Origin of the sequence: Sphingobium sp. CR28 (genome assembly GCF_052327305.1) — a bacterium.
GTDB lineage: Bacteria > Pseudomonadota > Alphaproteobacteria > Sphingomonadales > Sphingomonadaceae > Sphingobium.
Genome location: NZ_CP182486.1, coordinates 2,480,586 through 2,501,278, shown reverse-complemented (window position 1 = coordinate 2,501,278; position 20,693 = coordinate 2,480,586). Strand labels below are relative to the sequence as shown.

Sequence of the window (20,693 nt, the reverse complement as noted above, 5' to 3'; positions counted from 1 at the left end):
GGAGAGGCCAATGGCCGCTTTGTTGGCGATCAGCTTCAGTCCGCACGAATGGCACCTGTGATCTGTATTTCCGAGAGACCTGAAATGGCTCCCGTTGGCGCCCGGAGGCGGATGCGAACATTTCTTCCCTCGTGAGCGTCGGTTTCAACCGTTCGGGTCTGGCTTGTCTCCTGCCCTTCGATTTGTTCGACCAGCTTCTGCCAGCTCCCCTGGCGATCCTGAATTTCAGCGACAAAGCCATAGGGACCAGCTTGCGGGAATGTGAGACTTATTCGATGCACTTCGACGAAGCGTTCCATGTCGATTGTGACGCCCTTTACCGCATCATCAGCGGCCGGGCTCCAGTAGGTTCCAGGATCGCCATCGTTGACCATCTTTGAACTGTGATTGGGAGCGCTGCTGCTCGCAAAAGTAGGGTTGTTAACGCCGAAAACAGTGTCGCCGGGACGATCCTTCAGCGGCGGCGCAAAAGGGGTGTAAGGCCGATCGGCGACAATAAAACTCTTGCCCGGCTCAAAAGCGGGGCCCGCCAATGTGCGAACCGTTGCGACAGCATCCTTCAGACCCGCCGACGTGGCACGCAATTTCGTGACACCCGATTGCCAGCTCCGCATTGCGATGGCGGCCTGACCATCGCGAATGACGATGTCCGTGTCTGGGGAGAAGTTGATGGCCCGACCCGTAGGCAGTTCGCCTGGGCCAGCCTCTATAGCAAGGCGGACGGAAGGACTGCTTGTTACGCGCCGCCCCTGTGCATCGACAACGCTGACAATGATCTGGACGTCGTCTGTGCCGTCAGCACGGGCGATCGTCGGAGCGCTCGTTGTAATACGCAGAGCCGCCGGTGTCCCGACAACTGCCCATGCTGGCGGAGCAACACCTGCATACCGGTTTCGATACCAGTGGTATTGCCTCTTAGGTAGGCGGAAATAGTCGATCATACCCATTCCGCCGAAACGTTTTCCGGCAATCGAGCCATGATCGTAGCCCGTCCAAATAACTTCGCCCGAGCGCCACGGAAGGCGCCAGGAGCCTTCCTTGTTCTTATCGGCGCCAGGCGTGTTGGGTAAGTCGTCCCAACCCGGCGCGTAATCCCCCGGGCGGTCGGTCATTGTCACCCCATATTCGGCAACGAAGTTGGGTATGCCAGGATTAGGAAACAGGCTGGCTCCATCACCATTATACCCGGCAACGTCGCCGAGCTTGTCAATTTCTCCCCGCTGCGCGCCGTCGATTGCCGCGGGTCGCGTCGGATCAAGCTCATGGGAGAGCACAACCATTTCCTTCAGCAACCGACGAACTTCGGGCAGAGTTTCCTTGGTCGTGAAGAACACTTCATTGTCCATGCCCCAGATCACGATCGAGGGGTGGTTGCGATTTATGCGTATCATCTCCACGAGTTGCTGTTTAACGCTCGCATCAAAGGCGGCGCGATCGGCCGGGTCCGTAGGATAGGCGGACGCTCCCCATGGATGTTTGAAGGATGCCGTGCCCCAGAACGGCGCCTCTGAAAGAAAGAGAACGCCTAGCTTGTCCGTGGTCTCGGCGAAATGGGGATCGTGCGGATAATGTGAGCCACGTATAAAATCGAAACCAGCATCCTTGATCATACGGACATCGCGGTCGATGGCGCCATTGGTGACAGCGTCACCCCACCCGGCCTGATCCTGGTGCACATTGGCCCCTTTGAAGTAGCGGTGTTTTCCGTTGAGGAAGAAACCGCGATCTGCGGTCCATTCGAACCAGCGGAACCCGAACGGCGTTTCGAAGCGATCGCGATCTTTTCCATCGACCATAAGACTCGTCACCGCGCGATACCGCGTGGGGCTTTCCGGGCTCCAGAGGCTCGGTCGAGTGATCGGCTGCGAACTTTGCTTGACGACCACCGTGGCGCCTAGCGCCAGCTTAACCTGCCCATCAGGCAGTGCAGCGACCATCTTTCCGTGATCATCGATGATCCGCGTTCGCACAGTGACGTTCGTTGACACGTCGCCCGCGTTACGCACTTCGGTTTCGGTCGCTACTTTACCGGAAGCGGCCGACAGTTCCGGTGTGGTGATGCGCGTGCCCGTCCAAGGCACGTGGACAGCATCAGTGGCGACGAGCCAGACATCCCGATAAAGTCCGCCGCTGAACACATGTTCCCCCGCGCGGGGGGCCAGTGTTGCCTGCCAGTCATTGTTCACCCGTACAGCGATCACGTTGCGGCCTGGACGAACCGCCTTAGTTATATCGACGGGGAAGCCGGTATAGCCGCCGCGATGGCGACCGACCTCGATACCGTTCACAAACACCTGGGCGTCCTGAAACGCTCCTTCGAACTCCAGTGACAACCGCCGCTCCGCACTCAGGGGAGCTAAGGTCAGGACTTTCCGATACCAGCCGTCGCCTGTGTAGAAGTTGGGCGCTCGAAAATATGGGAGGCTGAAGCTGTGAGGAAGCCCCACCCTTTCCCAGCTGCTGTCGTCAAGGTCGATCTCCTCTCCCTCGGGCACTTCGCCTCGCTTGAAGCGCCAGTCGGCGTTGAAATTGATGATCTGCCGCCCAGAATGGCTGATTCTGGCGAGTGGATCGGCATCATTTTGAGCAGCCGCGCGTTCAGGCGCCGCGAGCGCCAGTACGAGTAGACCAAGGCTGATCCACCTAAACATCCCCATCTCCCAGCAAAGTATCGAGTTATCTGATAAGTTAGATAAGCGATTTTAGCGGAGCTGACTACGGAAAATGATTGCGCGCCGGACGCGTGATCGACGCCGCGTAAGGCACCTTGCGACGAGGGTCAGGCGTCGATGCCATGGCACGTTTCCGCTCGCCTAGCTCGATGAACAAACGACAAGGCAAAGGGAGCTGACGCGAGAGGTCGAACGACGACTATGGCGGCGACCTTCGCCTTGGCTGCTGAACTCTGTTGGTCACGAGCGCGAGGCCGGTCCCTGAAGTCCAGGGGGCGGCGTTGCATCGTCGGCGTCCGGGTCTCGCCCCCGGCTCTTGTCGAGCTGCCGCATGACCGGCGTGACTGTGAGGCCGTGAAGCAGGATCGAGAATAGCGCCACGAGGCCAACGATGGCCCACAGGCGCTCGCCAGCCGCCAACGACATATGGTTGAGACCATAGGCCAGATAGTAGAATGAGCCCACCCCGCGGATGCCGAAAAAGGCCAGCGTCATCTTCTCCGCAATGTCGGCCTTAAATCCGATGAGCGCGATCATCCCGCCGATCGGCCGGATGACGAGTAGGATCATTGCGGACGCTACCACGTCGAGCAGTTCCAGCGGGCGCAGCAGACCATTGACCAGCGCCCCGCCAAACAGGAGCAGCAGGACCATCATCGCCAGACGCTCCACCTGCTCGGTTATGTCGTGCATTTGCCGGTTGAATTCGTGATCGCGATGCGATCGGCGCAACGTCAGCGCGGTGACGAAAACAGCCAGGAAACCGTAGCAGTGGATCAGCTCGGTCACTCCGTAGGAGACGAAAGTGGCCGATATTGCGATGAGACCGTCTCCCGTCTTGGAAAGCTTCGTGTCGGCAGGGACGTAGAACGTCAACCAGCCGAACAGTCGACCGATAAGCCAGCCCCCGATCACGCCGGCACCAATCTCCCACAGGACATTGTGAAGCAACCACTGCCCGGCCCAGGGCTCCCCAGTCGTGGCGGCCAAGCCGAGGGCGATCGCAAGATGCACGAACGGGAAGGCGAGGCCGTCATTCAGGCCAGCTTCGGATGTGAGCCCGAAGCGAACCTCATCCTCTTCTCCGGTCTTGGGGGGACCGACCTGGATGTCGGATGCCAGCACCGGATCAGCGCTTCAATAGCACCAGTGTCTACGACGGCCCCGATGCGCTGCGCCAAGAATGGGACGTGATTGGCGCCGCAAGTCCCGACGATCTGACCGGGGTGGAGAGGGTCGTCGCCTTCTTCGAAGTCGACAAGATCTACAATCTCAAGCCCTCCATCACCTCTCATATCGAGATGATGGCATCCGCAGGGGCTGGCGATTCGGGAAGGAAGGGCTCGCGCGCTACGGCCAGGGTCGATCCGGTCTTTACGATCCTTGGCGATTATGCCTCGACCTACCGTATGATGGGCGTGCCCGGAGGTGCGTCTGTGCCCGGTGGGGCAGTGCCCGAGCCGGCCACCTGGGCCTTGATGATCGCAGGCTTTGGCTTGATCGGTGCCTCAATGCGGCGGCAAGGTCTGCGCGTGGCTCATTCTGTGAACTAGGGCGTCCGGGCGTCTTTGACTTGAGAGCGAAGATTCCCAACCCTGCCGTCACGTCCAAACACTGCTGCGCTGGATTCGGTCATTGCCGCCAACATAGCTGCCGTTCGACTGCTCAATGTGGCTTCCCAAAAGCGGCCGTTCATTCACACACGATTTTAGGGCATTTGTGCCCGCTCGCTTCATAGCATAGCCACTTGGTTGGCACACACCCGCATAGTTCGGTTCTTAAGTGAAGTGGACAAGCAACACGGCCTGGTTATTGTCGAACCGCTCGTCGAGGTAAAATCCAAACTCCTTGCCGAGGATGAGACACATGCGTAGCTCAGACATCAGGAGGGGCTGAGTTTGAACAGTGAACGGATCAGATTCCGGCCGATCTGAGCTAGACGGCGAAAACCCTCGTTATCTGCGGAGACACCAGTTTCGCTTATTTAACCAGCAGCGGGCATATCACAGTTTCGGCCTAGGCTGGTCGCAATAGTCACCGACACCACTACCTGCTCAACCGCTGCTTGGCCTTCGGATGGCCGGTTCCGGCGTAAGCCGACATTCCTAGGGCTTCGCCGGAACGACTTGAAGTGGTCGGATCCGGAAGCCGGCACCGATCTATTCGAAGGTCCGTTATCCCGTTTTCGCGTCTCGTAACCTGCCTGTCCGGATCGTCCAACTTCCCGGACATTGAACAGCGGCACCTTCCGTCGAATATTGTCAAAACATGTGACCACTTTTGTGTTGCGGCCCGTTGTGCAAACAAAGGATTTGTTGGCAATTCTTGTTAAGAAGCCATGTGAACGAATGAAGTCAAATACCTGATTTACAACATTTTTCGTGGACTCTTAATCAGCGGGTCCTAGGTTCGAGCCCTAGTGCGTCCACCATACCCTCTCCCCTAATATCCCGTCGGTCTGAGCCAGAAGCTCTCCTCCCATGAGCCGCCGGGCGGGACGGTCTGCAGCTCCTTGTAAGTTCCGGCCTGAGCGGCGTTCATCGCGTTGGAGATGCCCGCCATCGGCTCGATCGCGATGGAGCCGCGCTCTGGCGGCGCAGGCGTCCCGCTGGTCGCACTGAGCGGGATCGGAGGCCCTTTGCTGACCGGCGGCGCAGCCTGCGGACGCGGACCCGGCCGCATGGCGCCTGCCGGGCGGGGCGGCGGCGGGGCGGCCGGCGAGTAGATCACCAGCGCCTTGAACTTCGGCCCCATGATGACGGAAAGGCCCTGCTGCTTCCCCTGCAGATGCACTGTGGCGAACCCCTTGGCGTCCCGCTCCAGATCCGAGAAGAGATCGTCGATCGTGCGCGTGGCGAAGCGATTGAGCGGCACATTATGCCGGTCGCCTCCCCAGAAGGCATCTGCGCCCTCGGTCTTTCCGGTGGGGATTTTGGTATCCGCCAGCTCCCAATGAGTTTTGGCAGGCGCGCTCAGCGTCCAGTCGCTGCGATTGCTATCAGTCAGCCAGAAATAGGGATGGTAGCCGATCGACACCGGCATGGGTTCATTGGCCAGATTGTCCAGCTTCAGCCGCACTTCCATCGCGCCGTCGCTGAGCCGATAGGTCATGGTCAGCACATGCGCGAACGGGAAGTTCTGCATGTAGAGCGGGCTCTTGTAGAACTCGAGCTTCTCGGTGATCCAGGCGCCGCGCGCGTCCGCCTTGGCCTCCACTACTTTCCAGGCAGGACTGCTGGAAAGATAGCCATGGATTGGGACCGCCCCGCGCACCGTGCCATTTTCCATGTCGAAATTATACTTCCGCCCGTTAGCGAAAAAGTGCGTCCCGTCGAGCCGGTTCGCGAAGGGCGCGAGCAGCGGAATCCCGTTCAGGCCGGGATTGGCGCGCACGTCATCGACCGAGCGGACCGACATGCGGATGACGTCCCGGCCCTTAATGACCATCTCATAGGCATTGCTGACTGGCGTGAGGACCGAGACGACCATGTCCGTCTTCGTGTCGCGCAGTTGTACCACGTCGCCCATGGTCTTGACGCTGTAGCGCGGCGCGGCGTTCGCAATGCCCGATGTCGCGCAGAGCAGCGCGAGCGAGGCCATCCCATATTTGAAAGCGCGCATAATCCCCTCCCCTTCACGGCCCGTTCTGGGGAGCTACGCGTGGTGGCTCACTCTGTCGCCTTGTCCACGCGCCCACCCTCGCTGACGCCGTCGATGCAGCCCTGCTGTCATCGCGAAAGGGGCTTGGGCAAATTGGAATATCGTCTGTTGCGATCGGGCAATGTGATCGGGCGCCGCGATGCCTCGCCGACGAGCGCATGCAGGGGCGCGAGTGGCCTGCAGGGCAGGAGGCGCTCCCGGTATCCCGAGAGCGCCCGTCCCCTAATTTACGATCAGTATTTGATGCGAGCTTCGATGCCGAAGGTCCGGGGGTTCACGACCGACTGGCCATAATAGCGCACGGCGACGCCATCATTGACGCCGATACGCGACCGGTCGTTCGCCACCGAAACCACGGTATATTTGTCGAAGATGTTGTTGGCGAAGAGGCTAACCGAATAGGTGTCTGTCTCATAGCCCAGCGACGCACGGTGCAGCACATAGCTGGGGATCTTGTCGCCATAGGCGCGATCCCAGCCGAGCCGCGAGACGACACTGCCGCGATAGGTCGCCGTCCAGTTGGCGACGATGTTTCCATCCATCGCCGGCATTGTGTAGGTTGCGCCGAGCGCACCTGCGTTCTTCGCGGAGCCTGGCAAGCGATCGCCGTCCAGAGCCGCGATCTGCGTGAATTTCGGCCGCCCATCATAATTTCCCGGCGTCGTGCGGATGGCGACAATTCCCGGCACGTCCTCTGTCAGCTTCGCATCCGTGTAGGAATAGTTGCCCTGGATGGAGAGGCCTGGGACCGGCCGTAGCTGGAACGAAGTCTCGAAGCCCCGCGACTTGGCGGCGCCGCCGTTCACGGTGATCCCGGTTACCCCGTAGAAGGTGGCCGAGTCCACCTGGATACCCTCCCACTTGATGTCAAAGACACTGAAGTTGAAGCTCAGCTTGCGGTCGAAGAGCTGCGTGCGGAAGCCCACCTCGAGATTCTTCGTCGTGTCCGGGCCGTACTGGACCTCGTTCGGCAGAGCGCAGGCATTCTGCTGGTTCACCGGCACAGGATCAGGACAGGGGGCGACGCGGTTCGGGCCACCGATACGATAGCCCTTGCTGTAGGTCGCATAGACCATGAGATCAGGCGTGACATTGTAGGACGAGTTGAACTTCCAAACCCAGCCGTCCTGCTTGGCATTTCCGCCAGATGGCTCCAGTTCGTAAGGGCTGAGCGGGTCGCCAAGTAGCGGCAGGGTCAATGCGCCCTGAACGCTCGACGTATATTTGAAATAGCGCGCACCGCCAGTGACCTGCCATTTCGGCGTCACATGGAACGTGCCTTCGCCGAAGACCGCCTGCTCGGTCACCTTCGAGTTGGTATAGCTCACATATTCGAGTTCCTCGGGATTTTCGGAAAGCGGAATCCCGTAGAACTCGACCAGGCCCGGTACATGCTCAGCATAGTCACTCTTATAGCGGTTCTCGTTGTAGAAGCCGCCGATCACCCAGTTGAACGGCCCGCCATGGCGGGAAACGAGGCGGATTTCCTGATTGATCTGCTTGCGGCGCGTGCTGGACTCGTTCCAGCTGGAGAAGGCCGGGAACAGCTCATAGTCATAATCGAGGTCGAGCAGCAGGTCGGTATTGTCGCTCTGCGACCGCGTGCGGACGTTGGTATAGGCCGTCGTCGCGACCAGATCGGCGATGTCGAAGACGTTGGCGTTGATCTCCATGCTGACGAGATGCGCCCGGCGATTGACGGGTTCGATATAGCGCCCGGCATTCTCATACTTGCCTGTCCCAAGTACGCCGGCGCTGTTCGACTGGCCGCCCTCCGTCTTGGTGCGCTGGAAAGCGTAAGTGAAGTTCATGCTGAAATCGTCGTTCGTGAACAGCAGCTGGTTGCGCGTCGTGAAGGTCTTCTCGAAATTGAGATCCTTCTCCTTCCTCAGGTTCGCCGCATAGTCCGCGGCACTTACGCCCTGCGTGCCGCCGGGCTGCGGCAGGGAGACGCCGGGCGTCTGGAGCAGCAGCGGATAGTCGATGAAGCCCGGATCATAATAATAGCCCGTGGACGATCGGAACGCGACATGGCCGGGAACGATGGGGATGTTGATGACGCCGTCGCCCTGATAGCCCACCTTGCCAGCGTGATCCTTGCCGTAGAAGCGGCCATGCACTTCACCCTCGACCTGGTCCACGTTCGGGCGATTGGGGATGTAGCGGATAGCGCCCGCAAGCGTGCCGAGGCCATAGAGCGTGCCTTGCGGCCCAAGCAGCGTCTCAACCCGCGCAATGTCCAGCAGCTTGAAGTCATAATAGAGCGGAACCTCGCCCAGATAGACGCCGAGCGAATCGTCATAGTTGCTGCCGCTCGCACTCACGTCCGACGCGCTGAGGCCGCGCAGCACGATCGTTCCGGTGGAGCCGGGGCCAGTATCCGAGATGGTCATGCCTGGTGTGAAGTCGGCAATGTCGCGCACGTCGTCGATGCGCTGGCGCGACAGCTCTTCCGCGCTGATCGCGGCAATGTTGATCGGTGTTTCCATCAGGGTCGTGCTGCGGCGGGTGCCCGTGACGATGATCGTGTCGGCCGCGGCATCAGCCGCCGCCTGCGGCTCCTGCGCCCGCGCCGGCATGGCAATCGCGGTGCTGGTGATTATGGTGGCGGACAGGAGCGTCACCTTCAGTTTCGCGCGATAAGTCATTAGCTTTCCCTTTTGTTTTTGGTTGAGCAATCCCGTCCCCTGACACGCAGTCAGAAGTTGAGCCGTCCCTGGTTGAGGATCCTGTGCAGAGCGCCGCCGCCCTTTGCGGGCGATAGGCTGGCAGCTGCGCTCGACTCTCCCAATACGTCGAGCTGGTTCGATCCGATACTCTGTGCCCGCCGGCCTGCTTGCGCCGATGGCGGGCTCCTAAGCTGTCCCTTTCGCCTTCATCCGGGCGATCAGGGGTTGAAACGGAAAAATAAACTGCTCCCGGATGGAGAGGCGCTTGCGCTCGTCCTGCCCGACAATAGTCGATTCACCTTCGCGATAGGTGCCGAAGAGGCGATCAAGGAGAATAAGTGAATTACCGTAGTTACACCGGGTCGACTCGTAGTCCGTCGAATGGTGCAGGCTGTGGTGGCGGATGGTCGTGAAGAAGAATGAGTAGAAGAGCGGCGGATTGGAGCGTACATTGGCGTGCGCGAAGGTCGAGACCACGGTCAGGACATTGAATCCGCAGAATAGCGCCGCCTGGGGGAGATCGAAGAGCGCGACAACGCTGAGGCTGATGAGAAACAGCTCGATCGGGTTGCCGACCGCGCCCTTCATCGCATTGAGCTGAGTGATGTGGTGGTGTGGCGCGTGCGTCAGCCAGAACGGCGTCCAGTTGTGCATCAGCCGATGCATCCAATATTGGCCGAACTCGATGAGGACCACGACAAGAGCGACCTGCACGACGAACGGCAGGTGCATCGCCCAGAGGGTCGTGATGCCCAGCGCTTCCTTCGCGGATGTCAGCGGCTGTTCGGCCAGTACGCTCGAAACCCATGCGATGACCGTCGCATTGAGGATCATGTAAAAGAGATCGGTGAAGAATTCGCGCGTGTCGAGGCGCCAGCCTTCATGACGCTCAAAGACGAACTCGAGCAGCTGGATGAACGCTGTCGTCACCGCGACGGCGACAATGATGGACCAGGGTTTTCCGGTCCAGGCTGCAGGGCCAAGAGCCCAGAAACAGACCACGAGAATAACCGCTACGGGCGGCAGAAGATCGACCAGACGGGTTGCGACAGACTGTTCAGCCGGATGATGTGAAGTGATATGGGCCGATGGCACATCGGCTGAGAGAGCAGGGTTGCGGGGCAACTGTTGGCTCACAGAACGTCTCCCATATCAGGCCGGACACCGGCCTAACACTATCGATCCTCTCTGCTGGAAACCTCGCTCTACTGGCGATACCCACACGTTATTGATATTACCGAAAGCGTCAAGAGTATTATTTAAGCCTCCGCCGACTGAAAACGGCACAGTTCGCACATGCGAAAAATCGCCAATTTCTTGGGCTATCAGTTCATCATGAAAGACGCACTCATTTTAGCGATGAGCGAAAATGAGACGATTTTGCATCGCAACATTTCCTCGATCGCGGCGCGACTCGGCTATGCCGACGTGATGCCGCTTCACCCCGCCCGTCACGACGGGGGTCTGCGTCAGGAGTAACCGCGCCGGGCGACTTCAGCCCCTCGCGATATAGGCGCGCCAGCCACCCAGATGCGTGATGTCCTCTGCGCCGATCATTGCGCGCGGTTCGGCGACGAAGCCCTTCACGCTGGTTCCGTCGCTCAGCGTCACCGTGCCGATCGCCAGCGGCGCGGGCACCTCTGCGACGAAGCTGCCGAAACCGGCTGCATCCAGTTCATAGACTTCGAGCGCTATGGCCGCGCCGTCCGCGCTATGCACCAGCGCGGGCTTGGGGGGCACGCTGTCCGCCATCGCATAGAGACGATAAGTGGGCGCCGTCTCGAACGCGCCGACGAAGGTCGCGTTGCGCGATGTGAGCTGCCAGTGCAGCGGCATGTCCTTAAGGTGAGCACCCACGACGGCCAGTTTAATGCGTTCCATCTTTCCCTCCCTGTCGAGTGGTGGCGGGCCGGGCAGGTTTGCCGCCGCGAGATAGCTCTCCGCCACGGAGAGCAGCCCGTGGTCGCTGTCGGCCGGGCCGATCAGCGTGATCCCGAAACCCGTCCCGTTGGACCGGGTGCCGGCGGGCACGGCAAGAGCGGCCATGTCCAACAGATTCACGAAGTTGGTGTAGAAGCCCAGATTGCTGTTGAGCGCCACTGGCGCTGCCTGCAATTCCGCAACGCGATAGGTCGTTCCGGTGGTGGGGAAGGCCAGCAGGTCCACGTCTTCCCACATCTGGTCGGCTAGACGCTTGAGCTCGGCAAGGCGATATATGCCGTTCCACAGCTCCACTGCGCTCATGTCCACGCCGGGCGACACCACGCTGCGCACCGTGTCGTCGATCGCGTCCGGATCGCTGGCAAGGAGCCCGGCGATCGCAGCAGTGCGCTCCGCGACCCACGGGCCGCCATAGAGCAGCCGCGCGGCTTCCAGCAGCGGTTCGATGTCGATCTCGACGAGTTCGGCGTCGATGCCGAGCGTTTCCAGCGCGCGATCGTAGAAATATTCCGACTGGGCATCGCCGAACCACATGCGCTGGTCACGGCGCGGCACGCCGATGCGCGCCCGCCCTATCGGGCGGTTAGCCAGCGGCTTGGAATAGGGGTCGGCCGGATCGAAGCCCGCCACCACTTCGTCCACAAGGCGGGCGTCGGAGAGCTTGTCGGTAAAGACGGTGATGCAGTCGAGCGTGCGGCAGGCAGGCACGAGCCCGCGCGTGCTCCAGCGTCCCTTGGTCGGCTTGAAGCCGATGAGGTGGTTGAAGGCAGCGGGCACCCGGCCCGATCCCGCCGTATCCGTGCCCAGCGCGAAGGCAACAATCCCCGCCGCGACGGCGACGGCCGAACCCGAACTTGAGCCGCCGCTCACATAGGAGAGGTCATAGGCGTTGCGCGGAATGCCATAGGGACTGCGCGTGCCGACGAGACCTGTCGCGAACTGGTCGAGATTGGTTTTGCCCACACAGATCGCACCAGCCGCGATGAGCTGTTCGACGACGCTCGCGGAGGCGTCCGGCTCATAGGCGAAGGCCGGGCAGGCCGCGGTCGTCTCGAAGCCGGCTACATCGATATTGTCCTTCACCGCGAAGGGAACGCCGGCAAGCGGCAGCACTTCCCCCGCCGAGATCCTTGCGTCTACGGCCAGCGCGGCAGCACGAAGTTCCTTTGGCGTCGCCCGGCTGATCCAGATCTGGGGCTGGACGATATCATAAGCGGCGAGGCGGACGAGCGTCTCCTCAACCATGGCGAGCGCGCTCGACTTCCCACTGTTCACGGCGTTGGCGATGGTCGCCACCCCACGCCGGCTCCGCAAAGGCCGGGAGGCGATCATGGCTGAGGCCTCAGCGCGAAGATCGGCGCGCCTGGCTGGAGGGACTGTCGCTCCTGCATGTAGAGGGCGGCGATCGTGCCGGTGCCCGGGCTTTCGAGCGGAAATTCCATTTTCATCGCCTCGATCACTGCAATGACATCGCCCGCCTGAACCTCGTCGCCGGGGGAGACGAGCAGCTTCCATACGCTGCCCCCAAAGGGTGCCTCGATCAGGTCCGCGCCGTGTGGCACGTCGATCGCCACTGCGTCGGCCGCGCCGGCATCGCTATCCTCGGTCAGCGCGGAGACGCGGTCGAACTCGCCGCGGCGCTGCCACTCGGCGCGCTCCTCATCGAACGCTGCCTGACGCTGCGTCTCGAACGCGGCGATCGACGCGGCATTCTCCGCAAGGAACTCGCGATAGTCCGCGAGGCGGAACTCGGAATGCTCGACCTCGATGGACCGGCGGCCCGTCGGGAAGTCCCTGCGCCAGTCCGCCAGCTCTTCCGCACTGACCTTGAAGAAGCGGATCTGGTCGAAGAAGCGCAGCAGCCAGGGCTTGCCGTCGATGAAGGCGTCGGTCTGGCGATGTGTATTCCACACCTGAATGGTCCGCCCGAAGAGCTGGTAACCGCCCGGCCCTTCCATACCATAGATGCACATATAGGCGCCGCCGATGCCCACGACATTGGGCGGCGTCCAGGTGCGGGCCGGGTTATACTTGGTGGTGACGAGCCGATGGCGGGGATCGACCGGCGTTGCCACCGGCGCACCGAGATAGACGTCGCCCAGCCCCATCACCAGATAGCTGGCGTCGAAGATGAGGTTTTCCACCGCATCGGCATCGGGGAGGCCGTTGATGCGCCGGATGAACTCGATATTGTCCGGGCACCAGGGCGCATCGTCGCGCACCGCGCCCATATATTTCTCGATCGTCTCGATGGTGGCGGGGTCGCGCCAGCTCAGCGGCAGATGGACGATGCGCGAGGGGACGGAGAAATCCTCCAGATCGCCCAGCCGCTCCTCGGCCTCCAGCAGCGCAGCAAGCGCCGCCGCCTGATCCAGCACCTTCCCATCGAAATGGAGCTGCAGCGAGCGAATGCCGGGCACGATGTCGATCACGCCGGGCAGCGCCATACGCTCCAGCTCGATCATCAGGGCATGGACGCGAATGCGCAACTCCACGTCGAGCACGATCGGGCCATATTCAACGAGGATATTGCGGTCGCCCTGCTGCCGATAGACGGTGCGCGGGCACACGCCCCGTGCGGGCGTGTCGGCAAGGATCGGCGAAAGCGCCATGATGTCGCACGCGGAACCTTCCGGCGCGCCAGTGTCGGCAGCCGCAGCGTCCGCGGCGGTCACTGGCACGAAGCGCAGCTTGTCGCCGGGCGCGAGCTGACCGATCTTCCAGCGGTCGGCGGCAATCACTACGAACGGACAGACAAACCCGCCCAGTGAGGGACCATCCGGCCCCAGAATGATCGGCATGTCACCTGTGAAGTCCACGGCGCCGATGGCATAGGGGTTGTCGTGAATGTTGGAGGGGTGAAGCCCCGCTTCGCCCCCGTCCTTCCGCGCCCAGTGGGGCTTGGGACCGACCAGACGGACGCCGGTGCGGTTGCTGTTATAGTGCACCTGCCAGTCCGCCGAGACGATCGTCTCGATGTCCTCGTCCGTGAAGAAATCGGGCGCGCCGTGCGGCCCGTAGAGCACGCGCAGCGTCCATGCGCTGTTGATCTCCGGGACAGCCAGCGCAGCAGGCGCGGCGCTCGCTTCTGCGGTGTCCAGATGCAGCGTATCGCCCGCGAGCAGTCGCCGGGCTGCGTGACCGCCGAATTGGCCCAGCTCGAAGGTGCTGCGGCTCTCCAGATAGGGCGCGATGTCGAGCCCGCCAGCGAAGAGGATGTAGCCGCGCATGCCGCCGCCGATCACGCGACCCAGCGTCAGGGTCTGGCCCACCGTCACGTCGATCGGAACGCCTCGCTTCACCGGTTCGCCGTCCAACTTCGCGCCGAAGTCTGCGCCGGTGAGGCAAAGACGTGCCGGTGTATTGAAGAACAATGTCGGCCCGCTGACGGTCATCTCCAGGCCCGCCGTCCCTTCGGCGTTGCCTAGCAACTGGTTGCCCGTGCGGAAGGAGAGATCATCCATTGGGCCGGAGGGCGGCACGCCGATCGCCCAGAGGCCTTGTCGGCCCGGCCAATCCTGCACGGTGGTGGCCGTGCCACCGCTCACCACGCGGATGCTGCGCGGGTTGTAGGCGATCGTGTCAAGAAGGCGTGTGGAGACCGTGCCCTCGACGAATGCGGGATTGCGCACCACGTCGCGCAGCCAGCGCAGGTTCGTCTCAATGCCGTCGATCCGGCTCTCGTCCAGCGCGGCCTGCATGGCGAGCACCGCCGCCTCGCGGGTGGGGGCATGGACGATCAGCTTGGCGAGCATCGGATCATACCACGCGCTGACCGTGGTGCCTGCCATCACCCATGTCTCGGCGCGCACATCCGTGGGGAAGCTGACGGACGAGAGCGTGCCGGAGGTGGGACGATAGTCGAGGCCGGGGTCTTCCGCGTAAAGGCGCACCTGCACCGAATGGCCGCTGGGGACCGAGGGCGCGGTATCGAGGAAGGCGAAGTCCCCTGCCCCGCCCCGGATCATCCACTCGACAAGATCAATGCCCATCACTTCTTCAGTGACGCCATGCTCGACCTGAAGACGCGTGTTCATCTCAAGGAAGAAGAACTCCTGTCGCTCGGCATCGAAGAGATACTCGACCGTGCCGGCGGAGCGGTAGCCTGCCGCCTTGCCCAGACGCACGGCTGAAGCAATCAACTCGGCGCGGACGGAGCCGGAGAGATGAGGCGCGGGCGCCTCCTCCACGACCTTTTGATTGCGGCGCTGGAGCGAGCAATCACGCTCGCCCAGCGCCCTGACGCGGCCATTGCCGTCGCCGAAGATCTGAACCTCGATATGGCGCGCACGGCCGACATAGCGCTCCAGGAAGACGCCCGCGTCGCCGAAATTGCCTTCGCCCAGTCGTTTGACGGCCGCGAAGCCGTCGCGAACCGCGGCCTCGTCAGCGCAGATCCGCATACCGATGCCGCCGCCGCCAGCCGTGGCCTTGAGGATGACGGGATAGCCGATCCCGTTCGCAGCCTGCGCCGCTTCTTCCTCGTCCGTCAGCAGGCCAGTGCCCGGCGCGAGCGGCACGCCATGTTCGGCGGCGAGCGCGCGGGCGCTGTGCTTGAGGCCGAAGGTGCGGATATTCTCAGGCGTCGGGCCGATGAACACGATACCAGCCGCGTCGCACGCCTCGGCAAACTCGGCATTCTCAGCCAGAAAGCCGTAGCCCGGATGAATGGCGCCCGCGCCCGTCTCCCGCGCGGCTTTCAGGATCGCCGCAACGTCGAGATAGCTCTCCGGCGCCGGTGCCGGGCCAATGCAGACGGCAACGTCCGCCTGGCTCACATGCAGGGAATCCGCGTCCGCCTCAGAATAGACGGCGACCGACCGCAGACCCATGCGGCGCAAAGTGCGGATGATCCGGGTAGCAATTGCTCCCCGGTTCGCGACCAGGACAGTATCGAAGCTCATGCCGTTACGATCATCCGTACGGGAGTGGGATTGAAGGCGTTGCAGGGGTTGTTGATCTGAGGACAGTTGGAGACGACGACGATCACGTCCATCTCCGCCTTCAGGTCCACAGTCAGGCCCGGCGCGGAAATGCCGTCGACGATGCCCAGCGCACCATCCTCTTCCACCGGCACGTTCATGAAGAAGTTGATGTTGGAAACGATGTCGCGCTTGCCGCGTCCTTCGATGAGGTTCGCCTCAAGGAAATTCTCGACACAGGCATGTTGAGACTTGGTGTGATGTCCATAGCGCAACGTATTGGATTCGCAGGAGCATGCGCCGCCGATCGTGTCATGATACTCCACCGATGTTCCCGCGATCGTCATCATTGGGCGGCCTTCATTGGACCGAAGGACAGTCCCCTCACGCAGGAACAGATTGCCCTGCACGGCGACCGTGTCCTGCGCGCTGTAGCGCTCAGCGTCGTCGTCCGCCGAATAGAGCAGGAAATCGACGGCCTGATTGCCTTCCAGATCGACGATCCGCAGCGTCTGGCCAGCGGCAATATGGTGAAGCCATGGCGCGCGCGCCGGCACGATCTCATCATGGACGACTGCGCCGGAAAGTCCGGACATATGCGGGTCGCTGGAGATGGTGGAAGGGGTCATTTCGGCCTCTCTTTTTTTAGCGACGCAAATAATCTTCGACGTTCAGGAAGGCGCGCAGCCCCTCCGGCGTCGCATTGCGGATGCGGCACTCCTCGTGCGTGACTGCGCCACGCCAAGCGGTTGCCCGCAGCGGCGTCACGGTCCAATCCTCGCGCGGATCGAGCACATGCGGGCAGTTGGCGAGCACCACGATCACGTCCATTTCCGCACGGAGGATCACGGTTCGGCCAGCCTCATACGGGCCGACGAGCGGCGTGATCGTGCCATCCTGCTCGATGCGGGTGCCCTTGAACAGGTTGACGCACGGATGGACATCGCGCCGCTGAAGCCCGTGCTTCGCCGCACCGAGCAGCAGGCGGTCGCGCCCATTGGGATAAGCGCCGCTGTTGCGACCCTCGCCATATTTGGCTTCGTTCGTCGCAGCGTTGGACGTACCGCAGAAGGTATCGTGCGTCTCCGCGCCATCCTCGATGATGCTCATGAGCACCCGGCCCATGTCGGAGAGGAGCAGCTTGCCCTCGCCCAGATAGGCGTTCCACTGCACTTTCACCGTGTCGGCGACATTGAGGCGCTCGGTCGGCATCTCGGCGTTGAAAATCATCAGCGAGGCACAGGCATCGCCTTCCAGATCCACGAGACGCAGCCGTGCACCGCGTGCCAGCCGGCGTGTGGCATAGCCGCCTGCTGCTATCGTCTCTTCCCAGAGCAAGTCGTCCGCAGCGACGCCCTCGGGCAGGTCGTCCGCGACCGGCGGCACTTTCGGCATGGCGTCCACCACGGTGCCGGCCATCGCGCGGGCATGGTCGCGGGCCGCGAGCGGATTAGCGAGACCCCCGGTCATGCGACTGCTCCGCCCTTGGTGCGACTACGGGCGGGCGGCACGGCGCGGGCACCCTCCTCGCCGTCCTGCTCGTGCAGTTGCGGGAGCAGCGCGGTGGTGGTCACGAGCTGGAGTTGCTGCACCCCGCGAATGCCGCGAAGGGCGTCGCACATTTCCTTGAGGCGCGCCGCCGGCCCCTGCACCAGCAGCACTTCGAGCGACTGGTCCTCCTCCAGGAAGACGTGCTGCGAAGAAATGACTTCCTTCAGATATTCGGCCTGAGTCTGCGCAAGCTGCTGCCGCACCCGACCCCGGTCAGCCCGATAGACGAGCGTGATCGTGCCGGCGAGCAAGTCCTCCGGGCGCGTCCGCGCCTCATGGTCGACCAGCGCGTGGCGGATGAGTTCCGCAATGAGCTGCGAGCGGGAGGGAAGTCCGCGTTCCTCGACCATCACGTCAAGCTGACGGAAGAGATCGGCGGGGAGACTCATGCTGAGTCTTGCAAGATTGGTAGGTTCGATCGTCATCCTGCAGACCTCTCAATTATTACCAATTCCGTCAAGTGTAATACTTTCATCGACGGCAACAGGGGGTGCGGGGCGCCGGGTCAGCGGCAGATCATAGACCGCAGTGGCGCCGAAACGGTGGGGCGCGTGGGGATCGCGGCGGCGTTTGTCCATGGTGAGCACGCGGGTGCCGAGCGAGAAAGCCTCGCGAATATCGTGCGTCACCATGATGATCGTCAGCCCATACTCGGTCCACAGCCGAGTGATGAGCGTGTGCATGTCCGCCCTGATCCCCGGATCGAGCGCACCGAACGGCTCGTCGAGCAGCAGGACGCGGGGGCGCTTGATGAGCGCCTGCGCGATCGCCAGCCGCTGCTGCATCCCGCCCGACATCTGCGCGGGGTAGAGATGCAGGCTATCGCTCAGCCCGACGGCATCGAGCATTTCCTCCGCCTCGGCCCTCGCCGCCCGCCGCCGCGCGCCGAACAGCCGGGCGGCCAGAGGCGCCTGCTCACATTCCAGCCCGAACATCGTGTTCCGCAGCACAGTAAGGTGCGGAAACACCGAATAGCGCTGGAAGACGACGCCGCGATCCGGCCCGCATTCGGGCGTGAGCGGCGTGCCATCCAGCAGGATGGACCCGCGTGTGGGCACTTCCTGCCCCAGGATCACGCGCAGCAGGCTGCTCTTGCCCGCACCGGAAGGCCCAATTATCGAAACGAAGGAGCCGGCGGCTATGTCGAGGTTCACCCGCTCCAGCACGACCTTGTCGCCATATTCGACCCAGACGTCGCGGAGGCTCAGCAGCGTGCTCAATGTTGCGCTCCATGTGCCCAGGAGAACATCCGCCGGCTCGACCAAGTGAGGGCCATGTCCATCAGGATCGCAAGCAGCGCGATCCACGCCACATAGGGCAGGATGATGTCCATCGAGAGGTAACGGCGGACGAGGAAGATTCGGTAGCCAAGGCCAATGTCTGACGCGATGGCCTCGGCGGAGATCAAGAAGACCCAAGCCGGGCCGAGCGAGAGGCGCACGGCCTGAATGAGCCGGGGCATCGCCTGCGGCAGCGCGACGCGGATCATCACTTGCCAGCTGCTCGCGCCCAGTGTCTGCGCCTTGGCGATCTGTTCCCTCGGCAGCGCGGCGATGTGGGCCGCGACATCCCGGATCATGAACGGCGCGATGCCGATGACGATCAGCGCCACTTTCGCCGTCTCACCCAGACCAAAGGCGATGAACAGGATGGGCAGCAGCGCAATGGGTGGGATCACCGCGATGCCGGTCACCAGCGGGCCGAATGTCGCCCGCACCGGCGGCAGCACGCCCAGCAACAGGCCGACCAGCAGCGCCGAGAGGGTGGAGATGCCAAGGCCAAGGCCCAGTCGTTGCAGGCTCGCCAGCGTGTCGGCCCAGAAGATCAGCTGACCCGAGAGCTGGTCGGGCTGGAAGATCAGCACCGACATCGCCTCTGCCATCGCGGACGGCATGGGCAGGATCTTGTCGCTGGGGTTGGCGGAGTGGCGGCTGGCCGCCATCACCAGATAGACCAGCACGAGGATGAGGATCGGGGTTGCTCCCAGAAGGAAGCTGGCCCCCCGTCCGGTACGTCGGTTCACCCAGCGCATGGCGTGCTTCTCCGCTTCGGCTTCGCGTTCAGAGTTTACCGTCGGCGGCCATCTGCATGTAGCTCGCGTCGAACCGCAGGGTCACACGGTTCGGGTCGCCTAGGGTCTTGTTGCCGGGGAAGGCCATGCCCACTGCATCGGCGGATTTCGCGCCCTGGCCGAACAGCCCTTTCGAGTAGCTGAAGTCGCGGACCCGGGTCATGGTTGTGACGAGCGCCGGGGATGAGGTAGCCGCGACCGCCGCCTTCGGGTCGGAATAGAGGTAGGTGGTCGAGAGCTGGCTGTCGAAGACCTCCGGCGTAGCGCCGGCTAGCTTTGCCATGGCCGCGCGGGCGGCCTTCCCCTGTTCGTCCTGCCGCTGCATCAGCGCGGTCGTCTCGTACCAGATGCCCGCAAGCGCCTTGCCCAGATTGGGATTGGCTTTCAGCGTCGCGCTATCCACCACCAGCAGGTCGAGGATTTCGCCCGGAATGTCGGCCGAGCTGAAGACAAGGTTCGCGCCCGGCGTCTTCTTCATGACCGAGAGCTGCGGGTTCCATGCAACCGCTGCCGTTACCGCAGGAGCAGCAAATGCGCCCACAATGTCCGCGTCGGACGTGTTCACCGTCTTGACGTCCGTCAGCGACATGCCGACCGAACCGAGGCCGCGCGCCAGCAGATAATGGGAGACCGAAAGCTCGGCGAGATAGACTTCCCGGCCCTTGATCGCCGCGAGGCTGTTCGCGCCCTTCAGTATGACGCCGTCATTGCCGTTCGAGTAATCGCCCACGATGATCGCGCTGGTGTCCTTGCCGCCAGCGGCAGGAATGGTGAGCGCATCCATGTTCGCCACCGTCACGCCATCCAGCTTGCCGGCCGTGTACTGGTTCACCGACTCCACATAGTCGTTCACCTGCACGATGTTGATCTTGATGCCGTATTTGTCGGCCCATTTCTTCACGATGCCCGCCTGCTGGGCATAGGGCCAGGGCATCCACCCCGCATAGATCGACCAGCCGATACTGAATTCCTTGCGCGCTTCGGCCGGCTTGTCAGGTCCGGACGAGCAGGACGCCATCATGAGTGCGCATGCGGTCAGTGCGATGGTTCCCGCGCCACGTATCCAGTTGAGCATGATTCGATTCCCTTTCGTGCTGCAGCATTGCGACAAATCCACAGCTTGTCCATGTGTAATTATTACCATTGATGCAGTTTGTAATATTGATACTATCCCGGCCATCGAGATTGCAGACAGAGGGCTGCGGAT

13 protein-coding genes, 1 tRNA gene and 2 pseudogenes are annotated in these 20,693 nt (G+C 62.4%); 3 read left to right on the top strand and 13 right to left on the bottom strand.

All coding sequences use genetic code 11. The annotated features are described in order from the left end of the window. Positions 1 to 35: 35 nt before the first annotated feature. Positions 36 to 2,651 carry a glycoside hydrolase family 2 TIM barrel-domain containing protein gene (locus ACNAOH_RS12000; protein ID WP_443970400.1) on the bottom strand — a complete coding sequence of 872 codons (2,616 nt, stop codon included), beginning with the start codon at positions 2,649 to 2,651 and terminating at the stop codon, positions 36 to 38. A gap of 261 nt (positions 2,652 to 2,912) precedes the next feature. Further along, positions 2,913 to 3,803, bottom strand: a pseudogene (locus ACNAOH_RS11995) (cation:proton antiporter); the annotation flags it as partial. A 302-nt stretch (positions 3,804 to 4,105) separates the two neighbouring features. Here ACNAOH_RS11995 and ACNAOH_RS11990 point away from each other — a divergent pair. Then, positions 4,106 to 4,225 (top strand): annotated as a pseudogene (locus ACNAOH_RS11990) (PEPxxWA-CTERM sorting domain-containing protein); the annotation flags it as partial. 789 nt (positions 4,226 to 5,014) lie between these two features. Further along, positions 5,015 to 5,103 (top strand) — tRNA-OTHER (locus tag ACNAOH_RS11985). An 11-nt stretch (positions 5,104 to 5,114) separates the two neighbouring features. Here the strand turns inward: ACNAOH_RS11985 and ACNAOH_RS11980 are convergent. The 3 genes from ACNAOH_RS11980 to ACNAOH_RS11970 form a co-directional block, all read right to left on the bottom strand. After that, positions 5,115 to 6,293 carry an aldose 1-epimerase gene (locus ACNAOH_RS11980; protein WP_443970399.1) on the bottom strand — a complete coding sequence of 393 codons (1,179 nt, stop codon included), beginning with the start codon at positions 6,291 to 6,293 and terminating at the stop codon, positions 5,115 to 5,117. A gap of 272 nt (positions 6,294 to 6,565) precedes the next feature. Beyond that, positions 6,566 to 8,980, bottom strand: a complete 2,415-nt coding sequence (locus ACNAOH_RS11975) for a TonB-dependent receptor (RefSeq protein ID WP_443970398.1) — start codon at positions 8,978 to 8,980, stop codon at positions 6,566 to 6,568. A gap of 207 nt (positions 8,981 to 9,187) precedes the next feature. Continuing rightward, complete coding sequence (locus tag ACNAOH_RS11970; RefSeq protein ID WP_443972128.1) at positions 9,188 to 10,039, bottom strand: sterol desaturase family protein; 852 nt, start codon at positions 10,037 to 10,039, stop codon at positions 9,188 to 9,190. Positions 10,040 to 10,336: 297 nt separating this feature from the next. On the opposite strand from ACNAOH_RS11970, the gene ACNAOH_RS11965 reads away from it, so the two are divergent. After that, complete coding sequence (locus ACNAOH_RS11965) at positions 10,337 to 10,480, top strand: hypothetical protein (protein ID WP_443970397.1); 144 nt, start codon at positions 10,337 to 10,339, stop codon at positions 10,478 to 10,480. Between the two features lie 15 nt (positions 10,481 to 10,495). Here the strand turns inward: ACNAOH_RS11965 and atzF are convergent, their stop codons facing one another. From atzF to ACNAOH_RS11925, 8 genes are read right to left on the bottom strand one after another with little or no spacing between them, the layout of a single operon-like run. Continuing rightward, complete coding sequence (atzF, locus tag ACNAOH_RS11960; protein ID WP_443970396.1) at positions 10,496 to 12,274, bottom strand: allophanate hydrolase; 1,779 nt, start codon at positions 12,272 to 12,274, stop codon at positions 10,496 to 10,498. Then, positions 12,271 to 15,846: an urea carboxylase gene (gene uca / locus ACNAOH_RS11955; RefSeq protein ID WP_443970395.1), complete on the bottom strand. Its 3,576-nt coding sequence runs from the start codon at positions 15,844 to 15,846 to the stop codon at positions 12,271 to 12,273. Before uca ends, atzF begins: the two co-directional genes overlap by 4 nt. Beyond that, complete coding sequence (locus ACNAOH_RS11950) at positions 15,843 to 16,478, bottom strand: urea amidolyase associated protein UAAP2 (RefSeq protein ID WP_443972127.1); 636 nt, start codon at positions 16,476 to 16,478, stop codon at positions 15,843 to 15,845. Before ACNAOH_RS11950 ends, uca begins: the two co-directional genes overlap by 4 nt. 31 nt (positions 16,479 to 16,509) lie before the next feature. Continuing rightward, positions 16,510 to 17,334 (bottom strand): urea amidolyase associated protein UAAP1, encoded by an 825-nt coding sequence (locus ACNAOH_RS11945; protein WP_443970394.1) that lies wholly within the window; start codon positions 17,332 to 17,334, stop codon positions 16,510 to 16,512. Next, a complete protein-coding gene (locus ACNAOH_RS11940) occupies positions 17,331 to 17,840 on the bottom strand; it encodes a CopG family ribbon-helix-helix protein (RefSeq protein WP_443970393.1) in 510 nt (169 codons plus the stop codon). The genes ACNAOH_RS11945 and ACNAOH_RS11940 overlap by 4 nt, the downstream gene beginning before the upstream one ends. Positions 17,841 to 17,852: 12 nt before the next feature. Next, the gene (locus ACNAOH_RS11935) at positions 17,853 to 18,635 is read right to left on the bottom strand and encodes an ATP-binding cassette domain-containing protein (protein WP_443970392.1); all 783 of its coding nucleotides are present in this window, start codon (positions 18,633 to 18,635) and stop codon (positions 17,853 to 17,855) included. Next, a complete protein-coding gene (locus ACNAOH_RS11930) occupies positions 18,632 to 19,447 on the bottom strand; it encodes an ABC transporter permease (RefSeq protein ID WP_443970391.1) in 816 nt (271 codons plus the stop codon). Before ACNAOH_RS11930 ends, ACNAOH_RS11935 begins: the two co-directional genes overlap by 4 nt. A gap of 28 nt (positions 19,448 to 19,475) precedes the next feature. After that, the gene (locus tag ACNAOH_RS11925) at positions 19,476 to 20,561 is read right to left on the bottom strand and encodes a putative urea ABC transporter substrate-binding protein (RefSeq protein WP_443970390.1); all 1,086 of its coding nucleotides are present in this window, start codon (positions 20,559 to 20,561) and stop codon (positions 19,476 to 19,478) included. Positions 20,562 to 20,693 lie beyond the last annotated feature (132 nt).